Genomic DNA, 26307 nt, shown 5'->3' on the forward strand with positions numbered 1-26307 from the left:
AATTATAGCGCCTCAGTGCGTGCTTGGCTAGGCAAAGCCCAAGATGAGCCTCGGGCGATAAGACTTATTTTGTGCCTTCGAGTAACCCTTTGACCTTTGCCAGCTCAATTCGCGCATATCTGTGCTCAACAAAGTCATAAATATTAGTCGCAAGGGCGAGGCGGAAATAATTTGCAGCTTCTTGATATTGCTTATTGGCAATGGCCATTTTGGCAAGATAGAAATAAGCTTCACATAAACGTTCAGCATATTCTTTAGGATGAGTGAGGCCTAACTTGGCATCGGCAAATACCTGTTCACGACTCTTAACGCCCAGATAATAATCAACAATCACTGTTGACCATGCATCCGCTTCAAGCCCCTTACGGTGTTCCTGTAGCTGGCGTTTAGCCTCAACGGCATCATCCTTTGATTGGATCAAATACAACCATAATGCTCGGTAACCATCTTTATTATCGGCAGCATAGAAGGATTGCATATCTTTTAAGGCAAGATCGTTACGGTCACCATAATAAAGCGCGATACCACGATTCAAGTAGGCATAATCATAGTTTGGCGATAACTCTAATACGCCATCAAACGCCTCATAGGCACTATCGTATTCCCCCTCTTGGGTATAATAAATACCAAGGAAATTATAGGCATCGGCTAAGTCGGGTTGCAATTTTAGCGCTTGCATAAAATCGATGCGCGCCATTAAACGCAAGCCCACGCTGTCGTAAATTACCCCACGATCGTAATGGAAACGAGCGCGCTGCTCGTTGGTCAATTCAACAGCTGATAAAATCTCATTGAGCTTGGCAAGGGTCACCTCGACTTTATAATCAGTCATCACCGGGGCGATAACCAATTTACCTTCAACGTCATTTTGGTTGTCTAAGGGGGATTGAGTGGTCGCACATCCAGCCAACATCAAGCTGGCACCCGCCAGCACAGCAACAACAGCGGTTCTAATTTTAAGACTCATCCATTTCTACCTTTTTAGATTCCCAACTCACGCAGAAGAATGTTCATGATAGCAATCCCACAACTGGACTGCTATTGAGGAATAGCATTAAACACAACTTTATTAAACCCAAACAAACAAAAAGGAGATCAATTGATCTCCTTTTAGTCACGTCATGTCAAAACTGACGCCAATAATGTCTATTTAGACCATTATTCAGCAGCAGGCTCTTTAGTCTGTGCTTCTTTGATTGACAGTCTTACACGGCCTTGACGATCCACTTCCATCACTTTAACGGTGACATCTTGGTTCAGTTCAAGGTGGTCAGAGACATTAGCAACACGCTCATCGCTGATTTGCGAAATGTGCACTAAACCATCTTTACCTGGCAGAATGTTAACGAAGGCACCGAAGTCAACGATACGGATAACTTTACCGTTGTAGATACGACCCACTTCAACTTCTGAAGTGATTTCTTCGATACGACGGATAGCTTCTTTGGTGGCTTCACCATTAGAAGAAGCAATTCTTACTGTACCGTCATCTTCAAGCTCGATAGTAGTGCCGGTTTCTTCAGTCAGTGCACGAATTACCGCGCCGCCTTTACCGATAACATCACGGATCTTCTCTGGGTTGATCTTGATAGTTGTGATACGTGGAGCATGGTCAGAGATATCATCACGGTGCGAACCAATCGCTTGATCCATCACGTTTAGGATATGTACACGTGCGCCATAGGCTTGTTGCAGTGCAATTTCCATGATTTCTTTGGTAATACCTTCGATCTTGATATCCATCTGCAGTGCAGTCACACCGTCACGGGTACCGGCTACTTTGAAGTCCATGTCACCTAAGTGGTCTTCATCACCTAAGATGTCAGACAGAACCACAAAGTCATCGCCTTCTTTCACTAGACCCATAGCGATACCCGCTACAGAAGTCTTGATAGGTACACCCGCATCCATCAGCGCAAGAGACGTACCACAGACTGATGCCATAGAGCTTGAACCGTTAGATTCAGTGATTTCAGAAACCACACGTACACTGTATGGGAACTCTTCAGCAGAAGGCATTACTGCGTTGATACCGCGCCATGCTAACTTGCCGTGGCCGATTTCACGACGCTTAGGTGAACCCACCATACCTGTCTCACCAACAGAATAAGGAGGGAAGTTGTAGTGCAGCATGAAGCGGCTAGTACGCTCGCCCATAATGCTATCAATCTTCTGTGCGTCACGCTCAGTACCTAAAGTACAAGTCACCAGCGCTTGGGTTTCGCCACGGGTAAACAGTGCACTACCGTGAGTACGTGGTAATACGCCTGCCAATACGCTTAATGCGCGAATCATATCTGGCTCACGACCATCGATACGCGGCTCACCACGGATGATGCGACCACGAACCACTTTCTTCTCTAAGCTACCGAGCAGACCGTCAACTTCACGTAAATCAATATTAGGATTGCTTGCTAATAACGCTTCTTTCGTTGCAGCTTTAACAACAGCAACTTGAGCATAACGATCTTGCTTTACTTGGATTTTATACGCATCGCCTAAACCCGCTTCAGCAAGCGCTTTGATTTGAGCAACCAGCGTTTCATCTTGTACTGGAGCTGTCCAATTCCAAGCTGGTTTACCGGCTTCTGCTTTGAATTCAGCAATCGCTTTGATAACCACTTGTTGTTGGTCGTGACCATAAACTACTGAGCCTAACATCACTTCTTCTGGTAAGGCTTGAGCTTCTGACTCAACCATCAATACCGCGCTCTCAGTACCTGCAACAACCAAGTTTAGTTGGCTGCTTTCTAACTGAGTCACTGTTGGGTTCAGTACGTATTCGCCATTGATGTAACCCACACGCGCCGCACCTAATGGGCCGCTGAATGGAATACCCGAAATGGCAAGCGCCGCCGAAGTACCGATCATCGAAATAATATCGGGCTCGATTTGTGGATCGACAGATACCACAGTGATGATAACTTGAACTTCGTTGGTGAAACCATTAGGGAAAAGAGGACGAATTGGACGGTCAATCAGGCGAGCGATTAATGTCTCATCTTCTGAAGGACGGCCTTCACGCTTAAAGAAACCACCAGGAATTTTACCCGCTGCGTAGCTCTTTTCTTGATAGTTAACAGTCAGAGGAAAGAAGTCACGGCCTGCATCGGCTTCTTTTTTACCTACAACAGTGACTAACACTGTCGTGTCACCCATACTCGCTAACACGGCTGCATCAGCTTGACGCGCTATAACGCCTGTTTCCAGGGTGACTGTATGTTGACCATACTCAAAACTCTTTACAATTGGATTCACGTGACCCATTCCTTAATTAATGACCTTGAATTACGCGCGTAAGTATACTGCAATTATGAACCATAGATAAAGAGCAGATAATGATGACAAACTGCTATCTTTTCACTAAAGTGGTTAAATCAACAAAGAGTTATGCTCTACAGTGATATAGGCAATCCCCTCTGGTGAAAAATAACAATTAAAAGGAAGATCTGAATGACGGGTCGTTTTAAATCCCTAACTTGGAAACAGACTAACCTCGTCGTTTTTACTGCGTTATTTTTTGCTATCGCTATTTTTATTGTTGAAATTGCCCTTGTGGTGGTATCCACCAAACATCAACTCACGACCACTCAACAGGAATTACTCGATTCGGTAGAACAACCTTCTGCTAACGCCGTTTGGGCACTGGATGATAATCTCGCTAGACAAACCCTAGAAGGTGCAATAAAAGTTGAGCATGTCGGCTCTGCAGTCATCGAACTCGATGATGGTTCCATGTTTGTGTCTGTGAGTAATAATCAGAAAACTAGCTCACAAACTTTTATAAGCCTCAGTAATAAACTGTTTGATGATCTTAAAGAAATTTCACGCCCACTGTATCGTCCCTTCTATTTCGAAGGCACACAAAAACAACAGCTTATTGGCACATTGACCATTTTCTATGACACCCAGGAACTGACTAATACCCTCTTTAGCCAACTCAGCTTTAGTTTTTTTGCAACCTTAGCCCGTGCACTTTTGCTCACCTTGGTATTATCTGTCGTCTTCCACCGCTTCTTAACCCAGCCGATAGCCCGGATAAGTGAAGCAATCGATAAAATCACACCCGATTCGCCTGACGAAAACCTACTGCCCATGTCCAATGCCCATAAGGATGATGAATTGGGACTGGTAACGTCGAAATTTAATCAGATCTTAATTCAATTTAGTCAAACTCAGTCAAAACTTCGAAAAATGGCAACACGAGATCCACTCACCGGATTGCCTAATCGTACTTTACTGCTCGAAACAATTGCCGTCACAATCCAACGCTCTAGAGTGCACAAACGTAGCTTTGCCCTGATGTTTATCGACCTAGATCGCTTTAAAAATATTAATGACTCCCTAGGACACGCCCTTGGCGATCAATTCCTCGCCCGTATCGCTCGCATCCTCGAACGTGTAGTGGGTGATAAAGGCACAGTATCTCGCCTAGGCGGTGATGAATTCGTTATTTTAGCCGACTCAGTTCACTCTCCTGACCAAGCTGCTGACTTTGTCGATAAACTCTTAGTGCAACTCAATGTCCCCATCCAATTAAATGAACATGCGATTCATCCTGCGGCTTCTATCGGAATATCTATCTATCCTGAGGATGGAAATAGCGCCGAAGATCTTATCCGCCATGCCGATATTGCGATGTACAGTGCAAAAGCGGCAGGTTCTAATCAATGGGCTTTCTTCAAACAGCAAATGACAGAACGAGCTGCGGTTAGACTACGGACAGAAGCATCACTACATGATGCACTGAAAAATAATGAATTTCTACTCTACTTCCAGCCTAAGCTTGATCTACAAACAGGTAAAATTACCGGATGTGAAGCCTTAATCCGTTGGCAAAAAGATGGCCGCTTAATTAGTCCCATATCCTTTATTCCGGTGGCAGAGGAAACCGGCATTATTATCCCTATCGGTCGCTGGGTGATAGAGCAGAGTTGCCGAGTACTGCGTGAGTGGCAGAAGAAATATAACTATGCCATTCCTATCGCAATTAACGTCGCCTCACAACAATTTGCCGACGCAAGCTTAGTCTCTGATATCAAACAAATGGCGCTACGATACCAAATTCAACCAGAGTTATTAGAAATAGAGATTACTGAAACCTCATTAATGAATGATATAGAACTTGCTATCAACAAATTAGAACAACTTAAATCGGCAGGATTTGGTATCGCGGTAGATGATTTTGGTACTGGTTATTCCTCCCTATCCTACTTACGCCATCTGCCAATCACCACCATGAAAATTGATCGCTGCTTTGTTTCCGATCTTCCCAAGGATAGTGCAATTGCATCAACAATCTTGATGTTAGGTAAGCAATTAAACCTAACTATTGTGGCTGAAGGGATTGAGAACGAGCTGCAACTCGATTGGCTTAAGAGTAATGAGTGCCAGATAGGTCAAGGCTTTTACTTTAGCCAACCTTTACCACAGGCTGAATTTGAGACGCTATATATTGCCAGTCAAACAGCAACCATTAGTAAGATTGATGGATTACGTGGTGCCTAATGTACTGAGGATATAGTTCAACATACTGAATTTTAGGCAATAAAAAAGGAGGCTAAGCCTCCTTTTTTACGTTAATCGACGAGAGATTAACGACGTAAACCTAACTTTTGGATCAGCTCATTGTAACGTGTAGCTTCGGTACGCTTCAGGTAAGCTAATAACTTACGACGAGCGCTAACCATACGTAACAGACCACGACGTGAGTGGTGATCGTGAATGTGCTCTTTGAAGTGATCTTGCAAATGGTTGATTTGAGCAGTTAACAGCGCAACTTGAACTTCAGTTGAACCAGTGTCGTTTGCGCCACGGCCAAATTCAGCCAGGATTTTTGCTTTCGCTTCAGTACTTAGTGACATGTGTCTCTCCAAATATAAAATGTGAATCCCTAGCCGATCACTAACTCAGCCAGAGGGCGCGCTATTCTACCCATAATCTTTGGCATGCGCAATAAAAGCGGTGGAATAATATCCGAGCAAATCCATTAAGATGCTTTAGGTTCGTCGTGAATAACGACTAAACGCTTCGGGGCCAGTAAGCCATCATCATTCATCTCACCGATACCAACAAAACGACGTGCAGTCCCTAAGGTAATCCGTACCAGCTTATTTGCTTCTAAGTTCGCGACTCGCACCGCTTGACCTTGCATTAAGTAAGCTGCACTCGCATCAGGGACATTGACCTCAGGAAAATCGGCAACTGCCGTATCCATAGGTAACAGTAACGAATCTAGCAAACTGCTTGGATCAAGTTGTTGTTCCTGTGCTTTAGCGATTAAGGCTTCTAGCTGCTCAAGAGTGACCATTTTATCGTAGGGATAATGTGCAACTTGAGTACGGCGCAGCATGATCACATGGGCACCACAACCGAGCATTTCGCCTAAATCGTCAATAATAGTGCGAATATAAGTACCCTTAGAGCAATGAATATCTAAGGTAAGCTCATCACCTTCAAGACCGATGAAGTTCAGTTCAAAGACAGTGATTGGACGCGCCTCACGCGGCACTTCAATCCCCTCACGGGCATACTTATACAAGGGTTGACCTTGATATTTGAGCGCTGAATACATGGATGGCACTTGCAAAGTATCGCCACGGAAATGTTCTAAGGCGGACATTAACTGCGCCTTTGTAAACTCGAGCGGGCGTGTTTGTACGACTTCGCCGTCTGAGTCACTGGTATCAGTACGTTGCCCTAGTTTTGCCGTGACCAGATAACGCTTATCCGAATCGAGCAAATGCTGGGAAAACTTAGTCGCTTCACCTAAACAGATTGGCAGCATGCCCGTCGCCAGTGGATCGAGCGCCCCCGTATGCCCCGCTTTGTTGGCATTAAAAAAGCGCTTTACTCGCTGTAATGCAAAGTTGGAGCTCATGCCAGTGGCCTTGTCCAACAATACAATACCGTCAATAAAGCGGCCCTTTGAACGTCTTGCCATTACGCTTTACCTTCGGTGTCATCGCTCTCGTCAATGTCATTATCAACAACATCATCTTCAGCGCTACCAAACTGTTGTTGTTTGGCTTTATCGCTGTTGATGACTTGGCTGACAAGATTAGACATACGCATGCCTTCAACCAATGAGCTGTCGTAAACAAAGCGAATTTCTGGCATCACGCGCAATTTCATGCGGCCTGCCACTAAGGTGCGAATATAAGGAGCGGCAGCAATCAGCGCGTTCAGCTTTTCTTGCACAACTTCTTTGTCTTCTTCAAAGAAGGTGACAAAGACTTTGGCGTAACTTAAATCGCGAGAAACATCAACGTCATTGACGGTCACAAAACCAATACGGGGATCTTTCATGTCGCGTTGTAGGACAACAGCCAGCTCTTGCTGTAACTGCTGGCCTATACGACGTGTACGACTGAATTCTTTTGCCATAATAGAGTTACCATAATAGCTAATGTCATTAAATTGAAAGGGCGGCTAATGCCGCCCTCTTTATCGTTACAGTGTACGTGCCACTTCGACGGTTTCGAATACTTCGATTTGGTCACCCACGCGGACATCGTTGTAGTTCTTAACACCGATACCACATTCCATGCCATTGCGAACTTCGTTAACGTCATCTTTAAAGCGACGTAATGATTCGAGTTCACCTTCGAAGATCACCACGTTATCACGCAGAACGCGAATTGGTGCGCTACGCTTGATGGTGCCTTCAGTCACCATACAACCAGCGATTGCGCCCAGTTTTGGTGATTTGAACACGTCACGAACTTCAGCCAGACCGATAATCTGTTGTTTGAACTCAGGTGACAGCATACCTGTCATCGCCGCTTTCACTTCATCAATCAGATTATAGATAACGCTGTAGTAACGTAAGTCAACACTTTCGTTTTCGATAGTCTTACGCGCTTGCGCATCGGCACGCACGTTAAAGCCAACCATAATCGCGTTAGAAGCCGCAGCTAAGGTCGCGTCGGTTTCAGTCAGTGCACCTACACCACGAGCGATGATGTTTACTTTCACTTCGTCGGTAGACAGACCCATTAAGGAGTCGGTAATCGCTTCGAGTGAACCTTGAACGTCTGCCTTCAGAACGATGTTCAGTTCTTTTACTTCGCCTTCGGTCATGTTCGCGAACATGTTTTCCAGCTTAGACTTCTGCTGACGCGCTAATTTCACATCACGGAACTTGCCTTGACGGTACAGCGCAACTTCACGGGCTTTACGCTCATCACGCACCACGGTTGCTTCATCACCAGCTGATGGCACACCTGACAGACCTAAAATCTCAACAGGGATTGATGGGCCAGCTTCTGTGATTGAACGGCCGTTCTCGTCTTTCATCGCACGGATTTTACCGTACTCTAAACCACATAGAACGATGTCACCTTGGCGCAGTGTACCTTCTTGAACCAGAATCGTTGCTACAGGGCCGCGACCTTTATCCAGTTGAGACTCAATAACCACACCAGCAGCCATACCATCACGAACAGCTTTGAGTTCAAGTACTTCAGCTTGGAGTAAGATACCCTCAAGCAAATCATCAACGCCTTCACCCGTCTTAGCAGATACGAAGGCAAACATGTTGTCTCCGCCCCATTCTTCAGACATCACGCCGTGCTGAGACAATTCGCTCTTCACGCGGTCGATATCGGCTTCTGGCTTGTCCATCTTGTTAACTGCAACAATTAATGGCACGTTACCCGCTTTAGCATGTTGAATCGCTTCAATGGTTTGCGGCATAACACCGTCATCGGCAGCCACAACGAGTACAACGATATCCGTCGCCTTAGCACCACGAGCACGCATTGCGGTAAACGCGGCGTGACCAGGGGTATCTAAGAAAGTGATCATGCCGTTTTCGGTCTCAACATGGTATGCACCAATATGCTGAGTAATACCACCGGCCTCACCCGCTGCCACTTTCGCGCGGCGGATATAGTCAAGGAGCGATGTTTTACCGTGGTCAACGTGACCCATAATGGTTACAACAGGTGCACGAGGCTCAAGCTTCACGCCGCCTTCTTCGTCACGCTCAGAAAGTACTTGTTGTTCTAATTCGTTTTCACGAATAAGTACCACTTTATGGCCCATTTCTTCAGCAACTAACTGGGCGGTTTCTTGATCTAACACTTGGTTGATCGTAACCATTGAGCCCATCTTCATCATTTGCTTGATGATTTCAGTCGCTTTAACTGCCATTAAGTGAGCAAGTTCTGCCACTGTAACTGTTTCACCGATACGCACATCACGGTTAACGGCTGCAACTGGCTTATTGAAGCCATGAGCCATTGATTCTGGCGCTGTGCTGCGGTTACGCATGTGTTTTTCGCGACCATCGCGAGCATCTTTACCACCACGTTTGGTTTTGGCGGTATTTTTGTTACGCGCACGGCGGCCACGTTTTTCTTCATCCATATCCGACGAATCTTCAGCAGCGCGAGCCACTTTAGAGGTAGTGATATGGTGATCGCTATAGCGCTCAGCTTCTAAACGTTGACGCTCTTCTTCGGCCCAACGCTTAGAGTTTTCTTCTGCTAACAAACGCGCTTTTTCTGCCGCTTTGGCGGCTTCTTCGTCTTGTTTACGTTTAGTAGCAGCTTCTTGTACTGCTTTTAAACGTTCAGCTTCCAAACGAGCTGCTTCAGCTTCTGGTGACATATCTTTGGCTACTTTCACTTCCGCTGCTGCTTTCGCTTTTGCTTTCGCTTCAGCTTCTGCCTTCGCTTTCGCCTCTGCTTCCACTTTAGCCTTAGCTTCGGCTTCTGCCTTCGCTTTCGCTTCAGCTTCTGCTTTGGCCTTCGCTTCGGCTTCTGCTTTGGCTTTAGCCTCTTCTTCCGCTTTAAGCACTGCGTCACTCACATCACGTTTAACAAAAGTACGGGTTTTACGCACTTCAACTTTAACGTCTTTAGATTGACCACCATTACCGGCCACACTCAGGGTCGATACGGTTTTACGTTGCAGCGTCATTTTAGTCGGCGCATTATCGGCGCCATGTTGCTTCTTCAGATAATCCAGTAACTGCTGCTTCTCAGCTTCAGACACGTTATCAGTGTGGCCTTTCTTAATTCCGGCCTGAGAGAATTGCTCAATCAGACGTTCAACACTTTTACCCACTTCCGTGGCCAATTTCTCTACGGTAGTATCTGCCATCAGTTAAATCCCCCTGTTGATCGACTTATGCTTCTTCGCCAAACCAACAGATGTTGCGGGCAGCCATGATCAGCTCACCTGCTTTTTCTTCTGTCAATTCTTCAATTTCGATCAAATCATCAATGCCTTGTTCAGCCAAGTCTTCTAGAGTCACGATACCTTTGCTCGCTAAAACATAGGCTAAGTGTCTTTCAACACCTTCAAGTGCTAATAACTCTTCACTTGGCTCCACACCATCTAGTGCTTCTTCGGATGCGAGCGCTCGAGTTGAGATCGCAGCCTTAGCACGTTCACGTAATGCTTCGACGAGATCCTCATCAAAGCCATCAATTGCCAATAATTCTGACACAGGTACATAAGCCACTTCTTCGAGCGAAGTAAAACCTTCATCAGCCAGTACTTGTGCAAAATCTTCATCTACATCCAGAGATTTCATAAATAAGCTCTTCACCTTAGCGCTTTCGGCTTGGTGTTTCTTATTCATGTCTTCCACTGTCATCACGTTCAGTTCCCAGCCTGTTAACTGAGTCGCTAAACGCACGTTTTGACCATTGCGACCAATGGCCTGAGCTAAACTTTCCGCTTCAACAGCGATATCCATTGAGTGATTGTCTTCATCAACGATGATAGAAGCCACATCAGCTGGCGCCATGGCGTTGATCACATATTGTGCTGGATTATCATCCCACAATACGATATCAACACGCTCACCACCGAGTTCATTCGATACCGCTTGCACACGTGCCCCACGCATACCAACGCAAGCACCAATTGGGTCGATACGACGATCGTTCGATTTCACTGCGATCTTAGCGCGAGCACCAGGGTCACGCGCCGCGCCCATCACTTCGATCAGTTCATCGGCAATTTCCGGCACTTCAACACGGAACAGCTCAATCAGCATGTCAGGCTTAGTGCGAGTTAAAAATAACTGCGCACCACGCGCTTCAGGACGAACAGAGTAAAGCAATGCACGAACACGATCACCAGGACGGAAAGATTCGCGTGAAATCAAGTCTTCACGGAATAATACGCCATCAGCATTGTTGCCTAAGTCCACAACTACACTTTCGCGGGTTGCTTTCTTAACGACACCAGTGATCAGCTCACCTTCTTTATCTTGGAACTGCTCAACCACTTGCGCACGCTCAGCTTCACGTACTTTTTGTACGATCACTTGCTTAGCGGTTTGGGTAGTAATGCGATCGAACGCCACTGATTCAATTTGGTCTTCAATAAATTCACCTGGTTGAATCTCTGGATCTTCGAAACGTGCTGCTTCCAGCGTAATCTCACGGTATGGATTTTCTAACGCAACACCGTTGTCATCAATTACCATCCAACGGCGGAAAGTTTCATAAGCGCCAGTTTTACGGTCGATAGCAACACGAACGTCGATATCACCTTCGTATTTTTTCTTGGTAGCGGTAGCCAGAGCAGTCTCCAGCGCTTCAAAAATCTTCTCGCGTGGAACGGCCTTTTCATTTGAAACCGCTTCAGCGACTAGCAGAATCTCTTTATTCATTTTGTCTTGCCTCGTTCACCTTGAAACCATCAAAACTTTGCGATGATGTTGCCTTTACGGATATTATCCAAGGCGACAACCAGCTCTTTACCATTTACTTTCACCGACAGCATTTGACCGTCAACCTGAGTAATGGCGCCTTTTAAATTACGACTGCCCGCGACAGGCATAGTCAGTTGAAGCTTGACATCCTCGCCGATATAGGACGCATATTGCTCAGCAGTGAACAGCGGTCTATCTACACCAGGCGAAGAAACCTCTAAGGTATATTCAGTAGAAATAGGGTCTTCAACATCGAGCACAGCACTGACTTGGCGACTTACGTTGGCACAATCTTCGATATTGATGCCATTCTCACCATCAATGAACACGCGCAGGACTGAATGGTTACCCGCTTGAACATATTCAATGCCCCAAAGTTGGAAGCCGAGTGCTTCCACAGGCACTGTGAGCATGTCTGCCAGTCTGGATTCTAATGTTGCCAAATTTGACCCCCGAAAAAACAAAAAAGGGCTTAATAGCCCTAGTAAAACGCCGTAAACAATACGACAAATTTAAAAGTCCCAGACAACAAAAAACCCCGTAATGACGAGGTTATTAGCTTCAAGAACCTGTAAACCATAATGAATTAAACAACATTCATTACTAGGAGCTGGTTGCGGGGGCCGGATTTGAACCGACGACCTTCGGGTTATGAGCCCGACGAGCTACCAAGCTGCTCCACCCCGCGTCAACTGTGTGCAAGTATATTGACTATCGTCTTTGCTTGCAATAACTAAGTCAGTTCTTGTTTGGACTTACTTAGTTTAATTATGGTGCCGAGAGCGGGACTTGAACCCGCACGTCCGTTAGGACACAGCCACCTCAAGGCTGCGCGTCTACCAATTTCACCACCTCGGCGACACCTTTTACTAGTCAGGAATTTTGGTTTCTGACTTTTCGGTTGCTTGATCAACTGGCTGGGTAACCTGTTCATCAGCACCTAAATTTTTCCATGCATCTTCATTTTTTGCGTGGTTTGCACTTAAGTTGCCGATCAGCAGACTCAACGTGAAAAACGCAATGGCAAGAATCGCCGTTGTCCGTGTCAGGAAGTTACCTGAACCGCTTGAACCGAATAAGGTACCTGATGCACCGGCACCAAAAGAGGCACCCATATCAGCTCCTTTACCTTGCTGGATTAAGATTAGGCCAATTAAACCTAATGCAACCAACAAGTAAACAACCACTAAAACTTCATACATATTATGCGCTCATCGCTATGGTACACAGACTTAAAAACTCGGTAGAGTTTAAACTGGCACCGCCAATCAGTCCACCATCAACATCAGGTTGGGCAAATAAATCTGCTGCATTACTCGGTGTCACACTGCCACCGTACAAAATCCTGATATTTTCTCCGATAAACGGAGACACTTCAGAGAGACGCTTGCGTATAAACGCATGTACTTCTTGTGCCTGCTCTGGTGTCGCACTCTTACCAGTCCCTACAGCCCATAATGGCTCGTAAGCGATAATGGCGTTATCAAAAGCCATAGTGCCATTTTTCTGGATCACTATGTCCAGCTCTTCTGCAATCACCTCAAAGGTACGTCTTGCTTCACGTGCTGGACCCGATTCACCCACACATAAGATGGGGGTTAAACCGTGCTTTTGTGCAGCGGCAAATTTCTCCGCTACGATATTACTCGTCTCTCCGTACATACGGCGACGTTCTGAATGCCCGATAATCACATATCGGCATCCGCAATCTTTAAGCATCTGACCCGAAACTTCTCCGGTATAAGCGCCAAAGTCATGTTGACTTAAATTTTGAGCGCCCATCCTAACAAGTGAACCGTCTAACGCTTCCTTGTTTGCTTCTAGCAGTTGCCTGACGCTTTCTAGATAGATAGAAGGCGGGCATAAAACCACTTCAGCTGAATCATTTTGGAGCTTTGAGGCAAACTTCTTGAACAACTCTTGGGCTAGTGCCGCACTGCCGTTCATTTTCCAATTGCCAGCTACCATAGGACGTCTGAGTGCCATCACTGTCTCCTCTGAAAGCGGCGTGAATAATAGCGAACCACTTATTAAGTTACAATAGCTAAATTCGAAATTTTTCAGATATTAGGTTGGAATGCTTACTTTTTACACGCCAAACCCTGTTCCTGCTCATTAATGCAGCTAACACCTTCATTTTTAATCGGTATCAGCTGCACTCGACTAAAGATTGGTTTGATTAGCTCGCCGATTTTACCGCATCTGCAATCAAATTAGCGTGCGCTAACACAGCATTGTGATCATCACCTTCAACCATCACGCGAATTAACGGTTCAGTACCTGATTTGCGTAGCAATACGCGACCTCGAGCGCCCAGTTGTGATTCAACCAGAGCTTGAGCAGCTTTAACTTTATCAGAGCTTAATGGATCGTGTTCACCTTCAAAACGCACATTCACCAACACCTGTGGCAACATTTCCATTGGCGCAGTTAACTGCTCTAAGGTTGCGTTTTGACGACGCATGGCCGCCAGCACCAAAATACCAGCAACAATACCATCACCGGTCGTGCCATGGTCGAGGTTAAGAATATGCCCCGAGTTTTCACCACCGATGCGCCAATCGAGTTCTTTGAGTAACTCCATCACATAACGGTCGCCCACTTTAGAGCGAGCAAAGGGAATATCCAACGCCTGAAGTGCCAAATCAAGGCCAAGGTTAGACATTAACGTCCCCACCACACCTCCGCGTAACACACCACGGGCCTTGGCATCACAGGCTAGGATATAAAGAATTTGATCGCCATCGATAACTTCACCGCGGCTGTTGACCATCATAATTCGGTCACCATCGCCATCGAGCGCAATCCCTAAATCGGCACTTTCGGCCAAAACAGTTTCGCAAATCTTCGCCATGGACGTTGCGCCGACTTTGTCATTAATATTGACTCCGTTTGGTTTATCACCAATGGCAATGACTTCAGCGCCTAACTCGCGAAATACCGCTGGTGCGATGTGATAAGTAGCACCATGGGCACAATCGACGACAATTTTTAACCCTGTTAATGTGTGATCTGCAGGGAAATTACCTTTACAGTATTCGATGTAACGACCGCGAGCATCTTCAATTCGTGACACTTTGCCCAACAGATGTGATTCAACACACTCTAAGGGCTTTTCTAATTCGGCTTCAATTTCAAGCTCAAGATTATCATCAAGCTTACTGCCATCAGTTGAGAAAAACTTAATGCCGTTATCATAGTAAGGGTTGTGGGAAGCACTAATTACCACACCAGCTTCGGCGCGAAAAGTACGAGTCAAATAAGCCACCGCTGGCGTTGGCATCGGCCCCATCAGCATCACATTCAAACCCGCTGCCGAAAGGCCCGCCTCTAAAGCTGATTCAAACATATACCCCGAGATACGGGTATCTTTACCAATAATCACTTTCTTAGTGCCGCTACGGGATAACACCCGTCCAGCAGCCCAACCCAACTTTAATGCCAGCTCGGGTGTCATCTGGCCTGAACCTACCTTGCCACGAATACCATCGGTTCCAAAAAATTTACGTTCGCTCATATCGCCCCACAAACTTCAATGTGTCCCTTCGATTGGGATCATAATATTAATGAAATACTTAACAAAAATAGCCTCTATAGATATGCCTGTGTCGCTTGTAACACTTTCAGCATATCGACAGTTTCAGGGACATCATGGACACGAATAATATGTGCCCCTTTCTGGGCCGCTATCATGGCGCCAGCAAGGCTCCCAGCTAAACGCTCAGAGGTCGGCCTAGCAAGGAGGTTTCCTATCATGCTCTTACGGGATAAACCTATCAATATCGGCAGTTCGAACTGCGCAAAACACTCTAACTTTGCTAGCAGTTCATAGTTATGTTCTAAGGTTTTACCAAAGCCAAAACCTGGGTCGATTAACAACCGTTCCCGCGGGATCCCAGCCTCCAAACAGGCTTGAATACGCTCATTGAAAAATTTAAAGACATCGGCAATAACGTCTTGATATTCGGGCGCCGATTGCATAGTACGCGGCGCGCCCTGCATGTGCATCAAACAAATGGGCACATTCAACTGCGCCGCAGTTTCTAGTGCCCCTGGCTCCAATAACGCCCGAACATCGTTGATTAAGTGCGCGCCAGCATTTACCGCCTGTCGCATCACTTCTGGTTTACTGGTATCAACCGAAATCCACACATCATGGTGTTTCGCGACATATTCTACCAAAGGGACCACTCGTGCGAGTTCATCATCAGTACTCACATCGGCCGCCCCAGGCCTTGTCGACTCGCCACCGATATCGATGATGAGCGCTCCTTGAGCAACCATTTCATCGGCATGCTGGCAAGCCAGTTCAAAAGAAGAAAACTTTCCACCGTCGGAAAAGGAATCGGGAGTGACATTCAGAATGCCCATGACTACGGGCGAGGCTAAGGATAAGCGTTTGGTTCCAGCAATTAATTCAAACACGCATTGACTCCATTTGGGACTGCTTGCTAGCGCGTTTAATCTGTATTCTGCGCAGTTCACTCATGTAACTGATTTATATTGAATGACAGCGCAGTCAATTTTCTAGCAAGATAAAACAAGAAAACCCCTTAACGGGGTTCTCTTTCAATTAACAAACGTTATTTAGCGGGTGACTCATCGGCATCTTTCAGCTCTGACTCAACAGGCGCTGACTTAACCACTTCGTCGACTTTAACCGCAGGTTCACCTTTGCCATTGCCTTTGTCATTTGAACCATTGTCATCTGCTTGCCAATCAGCAGGCTGACGCACTTCACGACGGTTCATCAAATCGTCAATTTGCAGTGAATCAATGGTTTCATACTTCATCAGCGCGTCTTTCATCGAATGCAGAATATCGATGTTATCCAGCAGAATTTGCTTGGCACGGCCGTAGTTTTTGTCGATAAAGGCCTTCACTTCAGCATCGATAAGCGTCGCAGTCTCATCGGACATCGCCTTGGCTTTACCCATGCTACGACCTAAGAACACTTCACCTTCTTCCTCGGCATAGAGTAATGGACCAAGCTTGTCGGAGAAGCCCCATTGGGTCACCATATTACGGGCAATCGATGTGGCGTATTTAATGTCTTGCGAAGCACCTGTAGACACTTTTTCGCTACCGTAGATCAGCTCTTCGGCTAAACGACCACCGTAGGCAACCGAAATCTGGCTTTCTAACTTACGACGGCTTTGGCTAATCGCATCGGCCTCAGGTAAGAAGAAGGTCACGCCGAGTGCACGACCACGTGGAATAATGGTGACCTTGTGCACAGGGTCATGCTCTGGCACTAAACAGCCCACAATCGCGTGGCCCGCTTCGTGGTATGCCGTCATTTCTTTTTCGGCTTCCGACATCACCATAGAGCGGCGCTCAGCACCCATCATGATCTTGTCTTTTGCACGCTCGAATTCTTCCATACCGACCACACGGCGGTTACCGCGCGCCGCAAACAGTGCAGCCTCGTTAACTAAGTTGGCTAAATCGGCACCGGAGAAACCTGGCGTACCACGGGCAATCACGCTCGCTTTAACATCTTCAGAAAGTGGCACTTTACGCATATGCACTTTAAGGATTTGCTCACGACCGCGAACATCTGGCAAGCCAACAACCACTTGACGGTCGAAACGACCTGGACGCAGCAGCGCAGAGTCCAATACGTCAGGGCGGTTGGTCGCCGCAATCACGATAATCCCTTCGTTACCTTCGAAGCCATCCATCTCAACCAGCATCTGGTTAAGGGTTTGCTCACGCTCATCGTGACCACCACCTAAGCCTGCGCCACGTTGGCGACCTACGGCATCGATTTCGTCGATGAAGATGATACAAGGGGCTGATTTCTTCGCTTGTTCAAACATATCACGCACACGAGATGCACCGACACCGACGAACATTTCTACGAAGTCAGAACCTGAAATGGTAAAGAAAGGTACCTTTGACTCGCCCGCAATCGCTTTAGCCAGTAAGGTTTTACCTGTACCTGGCGGGCCAACCATGAGCACGCCCGTTGGAATACGGCCACCCAGTTTTTGGAATTTGGTTGGATCACGCAGGTAATCGACCAGCTCTTTCACTTCTTCTTTGGCTTCATCACAGCCAGCAACGTCAGCAAAAGTGGTCTTGATTTGATCTTCGCTCATCAGCTTGGCTTTGCTCTTGCCAAAGGACATAGCGCCTTTGCCACCGCCGCCCTGCATTTGACGCATAAAGAAAATCCATACCCCAATCAGCAGCAACATCGGGAACCAAGAAATAAAGATCTGGGTTAAGAACCCCGATTCTTCGGCTTCTTGGCCTTTCATGGTGATGCCTTTACGGTCAAGATCATTAATTAAATCTTGGTCATACAGTGGCATGATGGTCGTGAATTTTTCGCCAGTGCGCTTAGAACCTTCGATAGTACGTTGGTCACTTTTCACTTCAACGCTGGCGACTTGTCCATCACGAACATTGTCTAGGAAAGTAGAATAATCCATCTTCTGCGATGACGAAGAAGAGGGGGAGTAACCCTGAAACACTGACATCAGCACAACGGCGATGACAACCCAGAGTATTAGATTTTTTGCCATGTCACTCAAATTACTAGACCTCATAAAGTCTTGCGATGATTAACGCTAGAGTACTACAACTTGTACCCTGTCGCCACAAGATAGACCTCACGGGAGCGTGCCCGCGACGAGTCCGGTTTACGTGTTTTTACGACTTTGAATGCCTCTTTAACCGCTTTCATATATTCGTCAAACCCCTCCCCCTGAAAGACTTTGACCGCAAAACTGCCGTTAGGTGCCAACACTTGATGACACATATCTAACGCCAACTCGACTAAATACATGGCGCGCGGCTGATCGACACCATCTGAACCACTCATGTTGGGCGCCATATCAGACAATACAACGTCAACCTTATCCGCACCGACGCGAGTTAGCAATGCTTCGAGCACTTTCTCTTCACGAAAGTCCCCTTGCAAGAAATCCACGCCAACGATGGGATCCATCGGTAAAATATCACAGGCGATGACTTTACCTTTGTCTCCAGCTAGCTTAACAGCAACCTGTGACCAACCACCTGGAGCGGCCCCTAAGTCAACAACCGTCATACCTGGGCGGATCAATTGATCCTTTTGCTGAAGCTCTTCAAGCTTAAACGCAGCGCGAGAACGCAATCCCCGTTTCTGTGCTAGTTTGACATAATGATCATCAAAGTGTTCCAGCATCCAGCGATTGGAACTGGCCGTACGTTTTTTACCTGACATTTAAAATCCGCAACAATTGAGAGTTACACAAAGGCTATATAAGGGTAGAATAGCGGTTTTTCAACAGTAACTCAGCAAAAGTTGGTAGAAATGAACTTAACAACCAAACAAAAACAGCATTTAAAAGGTCTGGCGCATAATTTAAAGCCAGTGGTGCTGCTTGGTGCCAATGGATTGACTGAAGGTGTACTCGCTGAAATTGAAAGCGCACTCGCTTATCATGAATTGATTAAAGTGAAAGTAGCCTCTGCTGACAGAGAGCTAAAAAATGCCATCGTTGATGCCATAGTACGTGAAACTCAATCTGCAAAAGTGCAACTTATTGGTCATATTCTGGTGATTTATCGTCAATCACCAGAAATGAAAATTGCTTTGCCAAGAGCGAAATAATTTTCCAGCCTTAAACAAAACGGCCACTCAAATGAGTGGCCGTTTTGTTTTAACGTCTACGGTGTATCGCTAATGGGTTTAACTTGATAGTGCTCAGGGGCTAAGCCGAGAAACTCTGGCAAGGAGGTCCCGACTGATATCGAGGAGAACGTGCCGGTCAAAATGCCGATAAACATGGCTATCGAGAATCCTTCTAGCGGCCCACCGCCCATTATCCATAGTGCTCCAACCGTCATCAGAGTGGTCCCCGAGGTCACCATAGTGCGCGAAAATGTCGCGACAATCGCTTGGTTGTTAATCTCCTGAATCGCAAGTTTGGGTTTTGCAATCAATAGCTCACGAATACGATCGGCAATAATGATTGAGTCATTCAGTGAGTAGCCAAGGATAGCCAGCACCGCCGCGAGCACAGTTAGATTAAATTCCATCTGTGTCAGCGCAAAAAACGCGAGTACAAAAATGACGTCGTGTACTAACGCAAATAGCGCACCAGAGGCGAGGCGCCATTCAAAGCGATAACTCAAATAGCCTAGGATAGCTAACATAGCGACTAATAACGCGAGTCCCCCCTGCTCTGCCAGCTCTTTACCCACCTGCGGGCCGACAATACTGGTATTTAGCACTTGCACTTCGCCCAGTGGCGCTAAGGTTTGCGCAATATCCACATTGCTTTGTGCAGTGTCGGCATAACGCAATACCCAGCGACCAGGCTCACTGGCAGATATCACAGTCACTTCTTGCTGATAAGCCGCGTTCAGTAATGGCTGCAATTCGCTAGTGGTGATTCTTTTATCAAGTTGTACTTCGGTTACCACCCCGCCAGTAAAATCTAAGCCCCAATTAAAACCCTTCACGCCGATGATAGTAAGTGAGGCCAGCATTAAAAAGATCGAGATAGCGCTCGAAATATAACGCCATTTAGTCAGATTAATATTCTTCATTTTTATACCCTCACATGACGGCGCGCATCACGCCCATAAACAAGGTTAATCAAGGCTCTTGAAGCAAAAATACCGGTAAACATACTGGTCAGAAGACCTAAGCCTAAGGTCAAGGCAAAACCTTGGATCGGACCATTACCGATGGAATAGAGCACAACTGCGGTGATCATCGTAGTGAAGTTGGCGTCGAAAATGGTTGAAAATGCACTATCAAAACCAGTATCGATGGCAAGGGCAAAGCTTCGTCCTTCCTTTAACTTATCTTTTATCCGTTCGAATATCAGCACGTTAGTATCGACCGCCATGCCGACAGTCAATACTAGACCTGCAATACCAGGTAAGGTCAGTACTGCACCAGGAATAAGCGCTAGTAGGCCAAACAGGATCACCATATTAGAAATCAGTGCCACGTTTGCCACCCAACCGAGGCGGCGATACCAGAGCGCCATAAACAGCAAGGTAATTCCCATACCAAGACCGAGTGCGGCAAAGCCGTTTTCAATATTTTCAGCACCAAGTGTTGGGCCTATCGTGCGTTCTTCAACGATTGTTACAGGCGCCGTCATTGAACCTGCACGTAGCAGCAGCGCTAATTGCTGCGCCTCTTGATAGGTTCCGGCACCAGTGATACGGAAACGATCACCTAGTTGGGATTGAATGGTCGCGACGCTAATGATCTGTTGTGTTTGCTTAGCTTTGCCCTGCTCATCCAGGCTATATTCGCTATAGGATGTTGCCATCGGCTTACCGATATTGGCGCGGGAAAACTCCGACATCTTCTGCCCGCCAATACGGTCGAGGTGAATGTTCACTTCGGCCATGCCCATTTCACCAATATTGGCACGGGCATCGACAATATGATCGCCACCTAATACGGGCGTGCGTGCCACATAAACGGGATTGCCAGATTTATCCTTCAGCACCTGCGCGTTCACTGAACCCGATTCTTTAACCTCAAAAAAGGCGAGGCTTGCCGTCGCGCCTATTACGTTTTTAGCGGCTGCTGGGTCTTGTACACCAGGCAGCTCGATGCGGATACGGTGTTCACCCTGACGCTGCACTAGAGCCTCAGTGATCCCCAACTCTTCAATACGGCTACGCATGATTTGCAGGTTTTGCTGCACCGTTAAATTACGTAACTTAATTTGCTCATCTTGAGCAAGTTTGACCACTAAGCCATTATCCCCATTGGTTAATTGCCAAGTTGGATAGCTTTGCTGGATAAACTGACGTATGGCAGCACGGGCGTTATTGTCTGATGCTGAAGCATCCGTTAATGCAATCGCTATTTGTAATCCGGCATCATCGTGCGTGTTGTCAATACGCACACTGGCGCCACGGATTTGCTGTTCACGTAAAAATTGTCTTAAGGATTCGACTAGGGCATCTGCTTGGGCTTGGTAGACAGGTTGCACATCCACATCCAGCAAAAATTGCACCCCGCCGCGTAAATCGAGCCCGAGCTTAATCGGTTCAAAACCCATATTTTGCAGCCAACTCGGCGCAGCACTCACCAATGCCAGCGTGAGTTCTTTCGGCTCACTCACCATGGATGACACTAAGGTCTTCACTAAGGTTTGCTCGCTGTCATCATTCAGTACAATAAGGATTTGCCCATCTTCTGAGCTATTGGCGTTGCCATGTTGGGCATGCTTAACTTCGATACGCTTCACCTCAACGCCCTGCGCTTTTAATTTATCCCGCAGTTCAATAGGGGTTAAGTTAAGCCCTGCTTTAGCGCCCACCTGCACGGCGGCGTCTTCACCATACCAAGTCGGTAAAGCACTAAATAACATCACAATAATCGTGACAATTAGCACAACGTATTTCCAAGCTGAATAATGATTTAGCAGCTTTTTACTCTGAATTTTATCCATAGATATCACTCGCATAGTTTTGCACGCTCGGATAGTAATCAGTGGCGTATTAACGCCTTCAAACATGAGCGCACAATCACTGTATGTACGGTGAAACCTGTAAACACGAATTCAACAAAGAGTACGCTAAACGCAGCAAACTCAGTGGTGATAACCGATTCAAATCCGTCTAAACCGAATGCGTTTAATCCAATGCAATTCAGTCATATCAGCGGCTATCATTCCGCAGGCTTTGAGGCTAGGTTATCGGGTACAGGTTTCGGATGACAAAATGCAAAGTTAATCAAAGGCATCCTTAACGACCTATGCTTCAGATGACAAACTCAAACGGTATCGTTATGGATAAGCCTTGCTAACTTGCAACAGGGAGCGGTGAATTAAGCGGCTTGCTGACTAAAGCGATATTGGAGGTTGGAGACTTTCCAGCCGGAGATCCGCGCGGGTGAAGATTCGGCTAAGAGGGTCCAATCCGGGCGAGCATCGAGGCGAATATTTTCCCCTAATGCGGGCGCAGGCTCGGGTTCGAACTCAAAGGCCAACAGGTAAACAGGCTTCACTTCGCGCATATCATGCTGAACAAGATTGATAAAGCGCTGGGAGTTAACCGGGGCAAAATTAAAATCGTCAGAATGACTAACGAATTCAGGCTCGGAACAATCGGAGGCTTGCACCTTATCAGAAGCAATGCAAACCGCTTGACTCTCGTTCGCAGTCGATTGTTCAGTTGAATGGCGCGATGTCGTATTTTCTTGTGCTGCGATTGACGGCGTATCCGCTGTCAGCACAGTTGTCACCACTGTTTTAGGCGCAAAATGCTGAGCGGTTAAGCTGCGCGGCGCATAGCCACTCGTATGGGCGATCAAAATGATCGACACACAGAGTAACATTAATCCTTGGCGCCAAAACTTAATCAAACTCAGATCCTAAAAGGTACACGCAGCAATTTACGTGAAAAATGTTTACAGGAAAAACAACGCTTTCTTGAATAGCTTTCTTAAAAACATAGAAAGTTCCAAGCATGCAGCTTAAGTAACTGCCAACTCAGAGGCAAATTAAACTTTATCCATCTTGCTAAGTTCGCACTGCAAAGAGACTTATTGCGCAACGTGTTAAGTATCAAAAAGACATAAAAAAAGCCGCTAAAAGCGGCTTTCAATGGTAAATAACCTGATGATATAAAGGCTTAGATATATTGCACCGAAATAATTTCGTAGTCGGTCAAACCACCGGGGGTCGTGATAGACACTTCATCCCCTTCATTTTTACCCACTAATCCTCGGGCGATCGGAGAGTTGACTGAAATCAGGTTTTCTTTGATGTTGGCTTCATCGTCACCTACGATTCGGTAGGTAACTTCAGCATCGGTATCGAGATTTAAGATAGTCACAGTCGCGCCAAAAATAATACGACCGTTGTTCACCATCTTAGTCACATCGATGATCTGCGCGTTAGAAAGTTTGCCTTCAATATCACGGATACGCGCTTCACAAATACCTTGCTCTTCACGGGCTGCGTGGTATTCAGCGTTTTCCTTCAGATCGCCTAATTCTCTCGCTGAGGCAATCGCTTCAGTGATTTTAGGGCGACGTTCAAACTTGAGCATATCTAACTCTTTACGCAGCTGTTCTGCACCGACAACTGTCATAGGAACCTTAGTCATAACTTCTTTCGTCTCCTTTAAACAAAAGCAACCCGTGCCGACGCTAAGGTCAACACAGTAAAATCAGGGTGGAATTGCGCTATTCTAATCGTTATGCGCGTGGGATGCATCAAGAACTGTGCACCCTTGCAGCTTACTGAAGCTAGCGCCCAGATGCTAGTAGTAAAGAATGATAGTGCGATCTTAATTACGGCAAGAGCTAAAAACAAAAATGCCCACAAACTAAGTTTGTGGGCATTAATCACTTTAGTAATAAAGTGTTAGCTTATTCAAGCCCTGCTTCGAAGGTCAAAAAGATTTCGCTTACCGTCTTATCGGCAAGGGATTTATCTGGGCTTGGACGCTCGATAGAGGCATGTAATAAATAACGGCCAGCGGCAGGTAACGTCATCGCCACTTTACCTTCTTTATCAGAGGTTAAGCTAATTTCCTCTGGCTTGTTACGATATAGGCTACCGTCCTTCATAATGGCTACGCTGACGCCTTCAACGGGCTTTCCATCATAAACAAATTGCAGTGTTGCAGGTTCATTCTCAACAATATCAGCAGGATGCGTGATAGGTACTAATTCTAAGTATTCACCTTTAGGTGCCAGTACCTTATCGGTTGGTTTATTGCGAGTCACATAGGTTTCAACCCTAGCAACGGTTAATGAGCCTTTAAGATCATAGGCATCCTTTGGCATGACAGCTGCGGTCGCTTTTTTATCAAGACGACTACGCACTACCTCTTCTTTTCCTTTGACTTTGTAAACCGAAAAATACCGAGGCGTAACTTCTTTCTCGAACTTATAGGTGCCGTCTTGTAAGAGCTGCACATCAAAAACTGATTTACGGCCGCCAGTGTAGCTCGAACTTGGTGAACTCGACTTGCCATCGGGTAAATACACTTTCACATCGCTAGCCGTAACAGGCTTATCAACCATAAACACTTGGTTACTAGCGGAAACATCAGAAGTAATCCAAACTGCCTCATTACTTTCTGCCGACACATTGTAGTGGCTAGGTAGAATCCAGCGGTCATGGCTGCTGGCAAATGGGCTGATGCACAGTGCGCTAACTAAGGCAACAAAACGTAATTTCATCTTCACATCCTTTTCGTTAAATACTAGGCTTAGCGAGTCATGCCGCTTAAGCGAATATCAATGACGCCAGTTTCAGTGGTGGCGGGTAATTGGGCTGTAAAATCCCCCGCCGATAAATCAAAGTTTTGTCTGACCAAATCACGGCCACCATGCTCACGCACCACTTCGATAAACACCGTGTAGGAGGCAGGAACAAGAAGTTTACCTGCATCATCTTTTAAGTCCCAATCAATTTTGTAGTGGCCAGCAGGACGTGTTGCTGAGGCGATACCATCGACAAAGCTCATATCCTCACGTCCGGCTTTACGCCACCAACGACGAATATCCTTGAGCCATTTATGGCCTTCATCCCATACCCATAGGCTTATGGTTTTAACGGTTTGGCCCTTGGCATCCTCAACCCATACAGCCACATAGGGTCTGTGATACTGGCCCTCGGTAATTTCTGGCAAGGTTAAATCTACGGTCATTTTCGGTGCGGCCAATACCGCAGAACTCACAAACAACGCACCGATAGCAGTGGTGCGAATAAGATGACGCATCATCAATCGGCTCTCCCTATGGAACAAAATAAACATAAACAAGTGCGCAGCCAGAGCTGACGATCACCATATAAAACAACGATTTTTTTAGTCTTTTGGTTTGAGGTAACAGTAAATAAGCACCCGTGAGTGAGAACAAAATAATCAACAGCGCACAAAGATCGAGTACCCAAGCCCAGACACTTCCAGTATTACGGCCCTTGTGCAGATCATTTAGCACTGCGACAACGCCATAATCTAAGGTCTCGATATAGGCTTTGCCGTCGAGCAGATCGAGGGTGACTGTGCGATAGGTACCAGGCCCCTTACTCATTAGGCTGATTTCATCCTCATCGATATCGGCAGTGGTAATATCCATATCCCATTGACTTTTAAGCCAATGCCCCGCAGCTAAACGCCACTCGGGCTCCTGCGACGCAGCGGGAATTAAATAACTGGGAATATCAAACTGCTCGCGCAGTGGCTCTTGATCCGCAGACGAAAACCAATTGGGGTGATTTAAGGTGATCCCCGTAATCGCGAAAAATAGCATTAACAAAAGCAACGCCATTGAGACGTAGACATGGATAATGCGTGCGTAGGAAAGAGATGATTTACTGACTTTAAATTTCAACGACTGACTCTCAAAAAAGGTATTTCAGGGATTGCTGCCTAAAATCGCCAAAACACAGCAGAACTTAGTGCCTGTATGAAATAAAATTAATGGGCTGATAGTAAATGATATTTATTATCAAAAAGCACCAAGTTTACAATCTTTACATACTCAATACGGTAGCGTTAGATAAAAGCAGCGCTGGTATAACTTGAAGGGAGACAAACTCTCGAATAAAGATACTTTGCAACATTTGGAGAATTACAATTAATTCATATAGATAAAAAGCAACATTTGGACTTAAAATCACACTTAAAATTTACCCTAT

Annotated in this window: 23 protein-coding genes and 2 tRNA genes; 2 read left to right on the forward strand and 23 right to left on the reverse strand. The window is 46.2% G+C overall.

Features of this window, described 5'->3' with window-relative positions; translation table 11 throughout:
- Positions 1-64 precede the first annotated feature (64 nt).
- Positions 65-967, reverse strand: a complete 903-nt coding sequence (nlpI, locus tag JM642_RS15140) for a lipoprotein NlpI (protein WP_037415349.1) — start codon at positions 965-967, stop codon at positions 65-67.
- A gap of 191 nt (positions 968-1158) precedes the next feature.
- A complete protein-coding gene (gene pnp, locus JM642_RS15145) occupies positions 1159-3258 on the reverse strand; it encodes a polyribonucleotide nucleotidyltransferase (protein WP_055647284.1) in 2100 nt (699 codons plus the stop codon).
- A 195-nt stretch (positions 3259-3453) separates the two neighbouring features.
- Here pnp and JM642_RS15150 point away from each other — a divergent pair, with 195 nt between their 5' ends.
- Positions 3454-5508 (forward strand): EAL domain-containing protein, encoded by a 2055-nt coding sequence (locus JM642_RS15150; protein WP_203432091.1) that lies wholly within the window; start codon positions 3454-3456, stop codon positions 5506-5508.
- Between the two features lie 86 nt (positions 5509-5594).
- Here JM642_RS15150 and rpsO read toward each other — a convergent pair whose 3' ends face one another.
- From rpsO to rlmE, 14 genes are all read right to left on the reverse strand, one after another.
- Positions 5595-5864, reverse strand: a complete 270-nt coding sequence (rpsO, locus tag JM642_RS15155; protein ID WP_037415266.1) for a 30S ribosomal protein S15 — start codon at positions 5862-5864, stop codon at positions 5595-5597.
- Positions 5865-5989: 125 nt separating this feature from the next.
- Entirely contained in the window at positions 5990-6943 is a 954-nt protein-coding gene (gene truB / locus JM642_RS15160) for a tRNA pseudouridine(55) synthase TruB (protein ID WP_203432092.1), read from the reverse strand.
- Positions 6943-7386 carry a 30S ribosome-binding factor RbfA gene (gene rbfA, locus JM642_RS15165; RefSeq protein ID WP_047535354.1) on the reverse strand — a complete coding sequence of 148 codons (444 nt, stop codon included), beginning with the start codon at positions 7384-7386 and terminating at the stop codon, positions 6943-6945. The genes truB and rbfA overlap by 1 nt, the downstream gene beginning before the upstream one ends.
- A gap of 66 nt (positions 7387-7452) precedes the next feature.
- Positions 7453-10110 (reverse strand): translation initiation factor IF-2, encoded by a 2658-nt coding sequence (infB, locus tag JM642_RS15170; RefSeq protein WP_037415258.1) that lies wholly within the window; start codon positions 10108-10110, stop codon positions 7453-7455.
- A 25-nt stretch (positions 10111-10135) separates the two neighbouring features.
- On the reverse strand, positions 10136-11635 hold the full coding sequence (nusA, locus tag JM642_RS15175) for a transcription termination factor NusA (protein WP_037415246.1): 1500 nt from the start codon (positions 11633-11635) through the stop codon (positions 10136-10138).
- 29 nt (positions 11636-11664) lie between these two features.
- Positions 11665-12120, reverse strand: coding sequence for a ribosome maturation factor RimP (gene rimP, locus JM642_RS15180; protein WP_047535349.1), 456 nt, complete (start codon positions 12118-12120; stop codon positions 11665-11667).
- A gap of 168 nt (positions 12121-12288) precedes the next feature.
- Positions 12289-12365 (reverse strand) — tRNA-Met (locus tag JM642_RS15185).
- A gap of 83 nt (positions 12366-12448) precedes the next feature.
- A tRNA-Leu gene (locus JM642_RS15190) sits at positions 12449-12535 on the reverse strand.
- An 11-nt stretch (positions 12536-12546) separates the two neighbouring features.
- Positions 12547-12879, reverse strand: a complete 333-nt coding sequence (secG, locus tag JM642_RS15195; RefSeq protein ID WP_011716140.1) for a preprotein translocase subunit SecG — start codon at positions 12877-12879, stop codon at positions 12547-12549.
- A 1-nt stretch (position 12880) separates the two neighbouring features.
- Complete coding sequence (gene tpiA / locus JM642_RS15200) at positions 12881-13663, reverse strand: triose-phosphate isomerase (protein WP_011071430.1); 783 nt, start codon at positions 13661-13663, stop codon at positions 12881-12883.
- A 193-nt stretch (positions 13664-13856) separates the two neighbouring features.
- Positions 13857-15194 (reverse strand): phosphoglucosamine mutase, encoded by a 1338-nt coding sequence (glmM, locus tag JM642_RS15205; protein ID WP_055647286.1) that lies wholly within the window; start codon positions 15192-15194, stop codon positions 13857-13859.
- A 74-nt stretch (positions 15195-15268) separates the two neighbouring features.
- Complete coding sequence (gene folP, locus JM642_RS15210; RefSeq protein ID WP_203432093.1) at positions 15269-16102, reverse strand: dihydropteroate synthase; 834 nt, start codon at positions 16100-16102, stop codon at positions 15269-15271.
- A gap of 158 nt (positions 16103-16260) precedes the next feature.
- Complete coding sequence (ftsH, locus tag JM642_RS15215; protein WP_037429699.1) at positions 16261-18234, reverse strand: ATP-dependent zinc metalloprotease FtsH; 1974 nt, start codon at positions 18232-18234, stop codon at positions 16261-16263.
- Between the two features lie 29 nt (positions 18235-18263).
- Complete coding sequence (rlmE, locus tag JM642_RS15220) at positions 18264-18893, reverse strand: 23S rRNA (uridine(2552)-2'-O)-methyltransferase RlmE (protein WP_011625490.1); 630 nt, start codon at positions 18891-18893, stop codon at positions 18264-18266.
- Positions 18894-18983: 90 nt separating this feature from the next.
- Between rlmE and yhbY the strand changes: the two genes are divergently transcribed.
- Entirely contained in the window at positions 18984-19283 is a 300-nt protein-coding gene (gene yhbY / locus JM642_RS15225; RefSeq protein WP_011071425.1) for a ribosome assembly RNA-binding protein YhbY, read from the forward strand.
- A gap of 56 nt (positions 19284-19339) precedes the next feature.
- On the opposite strand, the gene secF is transcribed toward yhbY, so the two are convergent.
- From secF to JM642_RS15260, 7 genes are all read right to left on the reverse strand, one after another.
- Positions 19340-20224, reverse strand: a complete 885-nt coding sequence (gene secF / locus JM642_RS15230) for a protein translocase subunit SecF (RefSeq protein WP_037415220.1) — start codon at positions 20222-20224, stop codon at positions 19340-19342.
- A gap of 2 nt (positions 20225-20226) precedes the next feature.
- Positions 20227-22101, reverse strand: coding sequence for a protein translocase subunit SecD (gene secD, locus JM642_RS15235; protein WP_203432094.1), 1875 nt, complete (start codon positions 22099-22101; stop codon positions 20227-20229).
- Between the two features lie 377 nt (positions 22102-22478).
- Positions 22479-22988, reverse strand: a complete 510-nt coding sequence (locus tag JM642_RS15240) for a hypothetical protein (protein WP_203433836.1) — start codon at positions 22986-22988, stop codon at positions 22479-22481.
- A 296-nt stretch (positions 22989-23284) separates the two neighbouring features.
- Positions 23285-23761, reverse strand: a complete 477-nt coding sequence (gene greA / locus JM642_RS15245) for a transcription elongation factor GreA (RefSeq protein ID WP_011071421.1) — start codon at positions 23759-23761, stop codon at positions 23285-23287.
- Between the two features lie 265 nt (positions 23762-24026).
- Positions 24027-24845 carry a DUF4198 domain-containing protein gene (locus tag JM642_RS15250; RefSeq protein ID WP_037431543.1) on the reverse strand — a complete coding sequence of 273 codons (819 nt, stop codon included), beginning with the start codon at positions 24843-24845 and terminating at the stop codon, positions 24027-24029.
- A 29-nt stretch (positions 24846-24874) separates the two neighbouring features.
- Positions 24875-25387, reverse strand: a complete 513-nt coding sequence (locus JM642_RS15255) for a DUF2271 domain-containing protein (protein ID WP_203433838.1) — start codon at positions 25385-25387, stop codon at positions 24875-24877.
- 16 nt (positions 25388-25403) lie between these two features.
- Positions 25404-26000 (reverse strand): PepSY-associated TM helix domain-containing protein, encoded by a 597-nt coding sequence (locus JM642_RS15260; RefSeq protein ID WP_203432095.1) that lies wholly within the window; start codon positions 25998-26000, stop codon positions 25404-25406.
- Between the last annotated feature and the right edge of the window lie 307 nt (positions 26001-26307).

Source organism: Shewanella sp. LZH-2, assembly GCF_016859145.1.
Lineage (GTDB): Bacteria > Pseudomonadota > Gammaproteobacteria > Enterobacterales > Shewanellaceae > Shewanella > Shewanella xiamenensis.

Excerpts from the sequence above, each read along its gene's own strand:
- nlpI (WP_037415349.1), bottom strand. The coding sequence starts at position 967 with ATGAGTCTTAAAATTAGAACCGCTGTTGTTGCTGTGCTGGCGGGTGCC.
- JM642_RS15150 (WP_203432091.1), top strand. The coding sequence starts at position 3,454 with ATGACGGGTCGTTTTAAATCCCTAACTTGGAAACAGACTAACCTCGTC.
- rpsO (WP_037415266.1), bottom strand. The coding sequence starts at position 5,864 with ATGTCACTAAGTACTGAAGCGAAAGCAAAAATCCTGGCTGAATTTGGC.
- truB (WP_203432092.1), bottom strand. The coding sequence starts at position 6,943 with ATGGCAAGACGTTCAAAGGGCCGCTTTATTGACGGTATTGTATTGTTG.
- rbfA (WP_047535354.1), bottom strand. The coding sequence starts at position 7,386 with ATGGCAAAAGAATTCAGTCGTACACGTCGTATAGGCCAGCAGTTACAG.
- infB (WP_037415258.1), bottom strand. The coding sequence starts at position 10,110 with ATGGCAGATACTACCGTAGAGAAATTGGCCACGGAAGTGGGTAAAAGT.
- nusA (WP_037415246.1), bottom strand. The coding sequence starts at position 11,635 with ATGAATAAAGAGATTCTGCTAGTCGCTGAAGCGGTTTCAAATGAAAAG.
- secG (WP_011716140.1), bottom strand. The coding sequence starts at position 12,879 with ATGTATGAAGTTTTAGTGGTTGTTTACTTGTTGGTTGCATTAGGTTTA.
- tpiA (WP_011071430.1), bottom strand. The coding sequence starts at position 13,663 with ATGGCACTCAGACGTCCTATGGTAGCTGGCAATTGGAAAATGAACGGC.
- glmM (WP_055647286.1), bottom strand. The coding sequence starts at position 15,194 with ATGAGCGAACGTAAATTTTTTGGAACCGATGGTATTCGTGGCAAGGTA.
- ftsH (WP_037429699.1), bottom strand. The coding sequence starts at position 18,234 with ATGAGGTCTAGTAATTTGAGTGACATGGCAAAAAATCTAATACTCTGG.
- rlmE (WP_011625490.1), bottom strand. The coding sequence starts at position 18,893 with ATGTCAGGTAAAAAACGTACGGCCAGTTCCAATCGCTGGATGCTGGAA.
- yhbY (WP_011071425.1), top strand. The coding sequence starts at position 18,984 with ATGAACTTAACAACCAAACAAAAACAGCATTTAAAAGGTCTGGCGCAT.
- secF (WP_037415220.1), bottom strand. The coding sequence starts at position 20,224 with ATGAAGAATATTAATCTGACTAAATGGCGTTATATTTCGAGCGCTATC.
- secD (WP_203432094.1), bottom strand. The coding sequence starts at position 22,101 with ATGGATAAAATTCAGAGTAAAAAGCTGCTAAATCATTATTCAGCTTGG.
- JM642_RS15240 (WP_203433836.1), bottom strand. The coding sequence starts at position 22,988 with ATGTTACTCTGTGTGTCGATCATTTTGATCGCCCATACGAGTGGCTAT.
- greA (WP_011071421.1), bottom strand. The coding sequence starts at position 23,761 with ATGACTAAGGTTCCTATGACAGTTGTCGGTGCAGAACAGCTGCGTAAA.
- JM642_RS15250 (WP_037431543.1), bottom strand. The coding sequence starts at position 24,845 with ATGAAATTACGTTTTGTTGCCTTAGTTAGCGCACTGTGCATCAGCCCA.
- JM642_RS15255 (WP_203433838.1), bottom strand. The coding sequence starts at position 25,387 with ATGCGTCATCTTATTCGCACCACTGCTATCGGTGCGTTGTTTGTGAGT.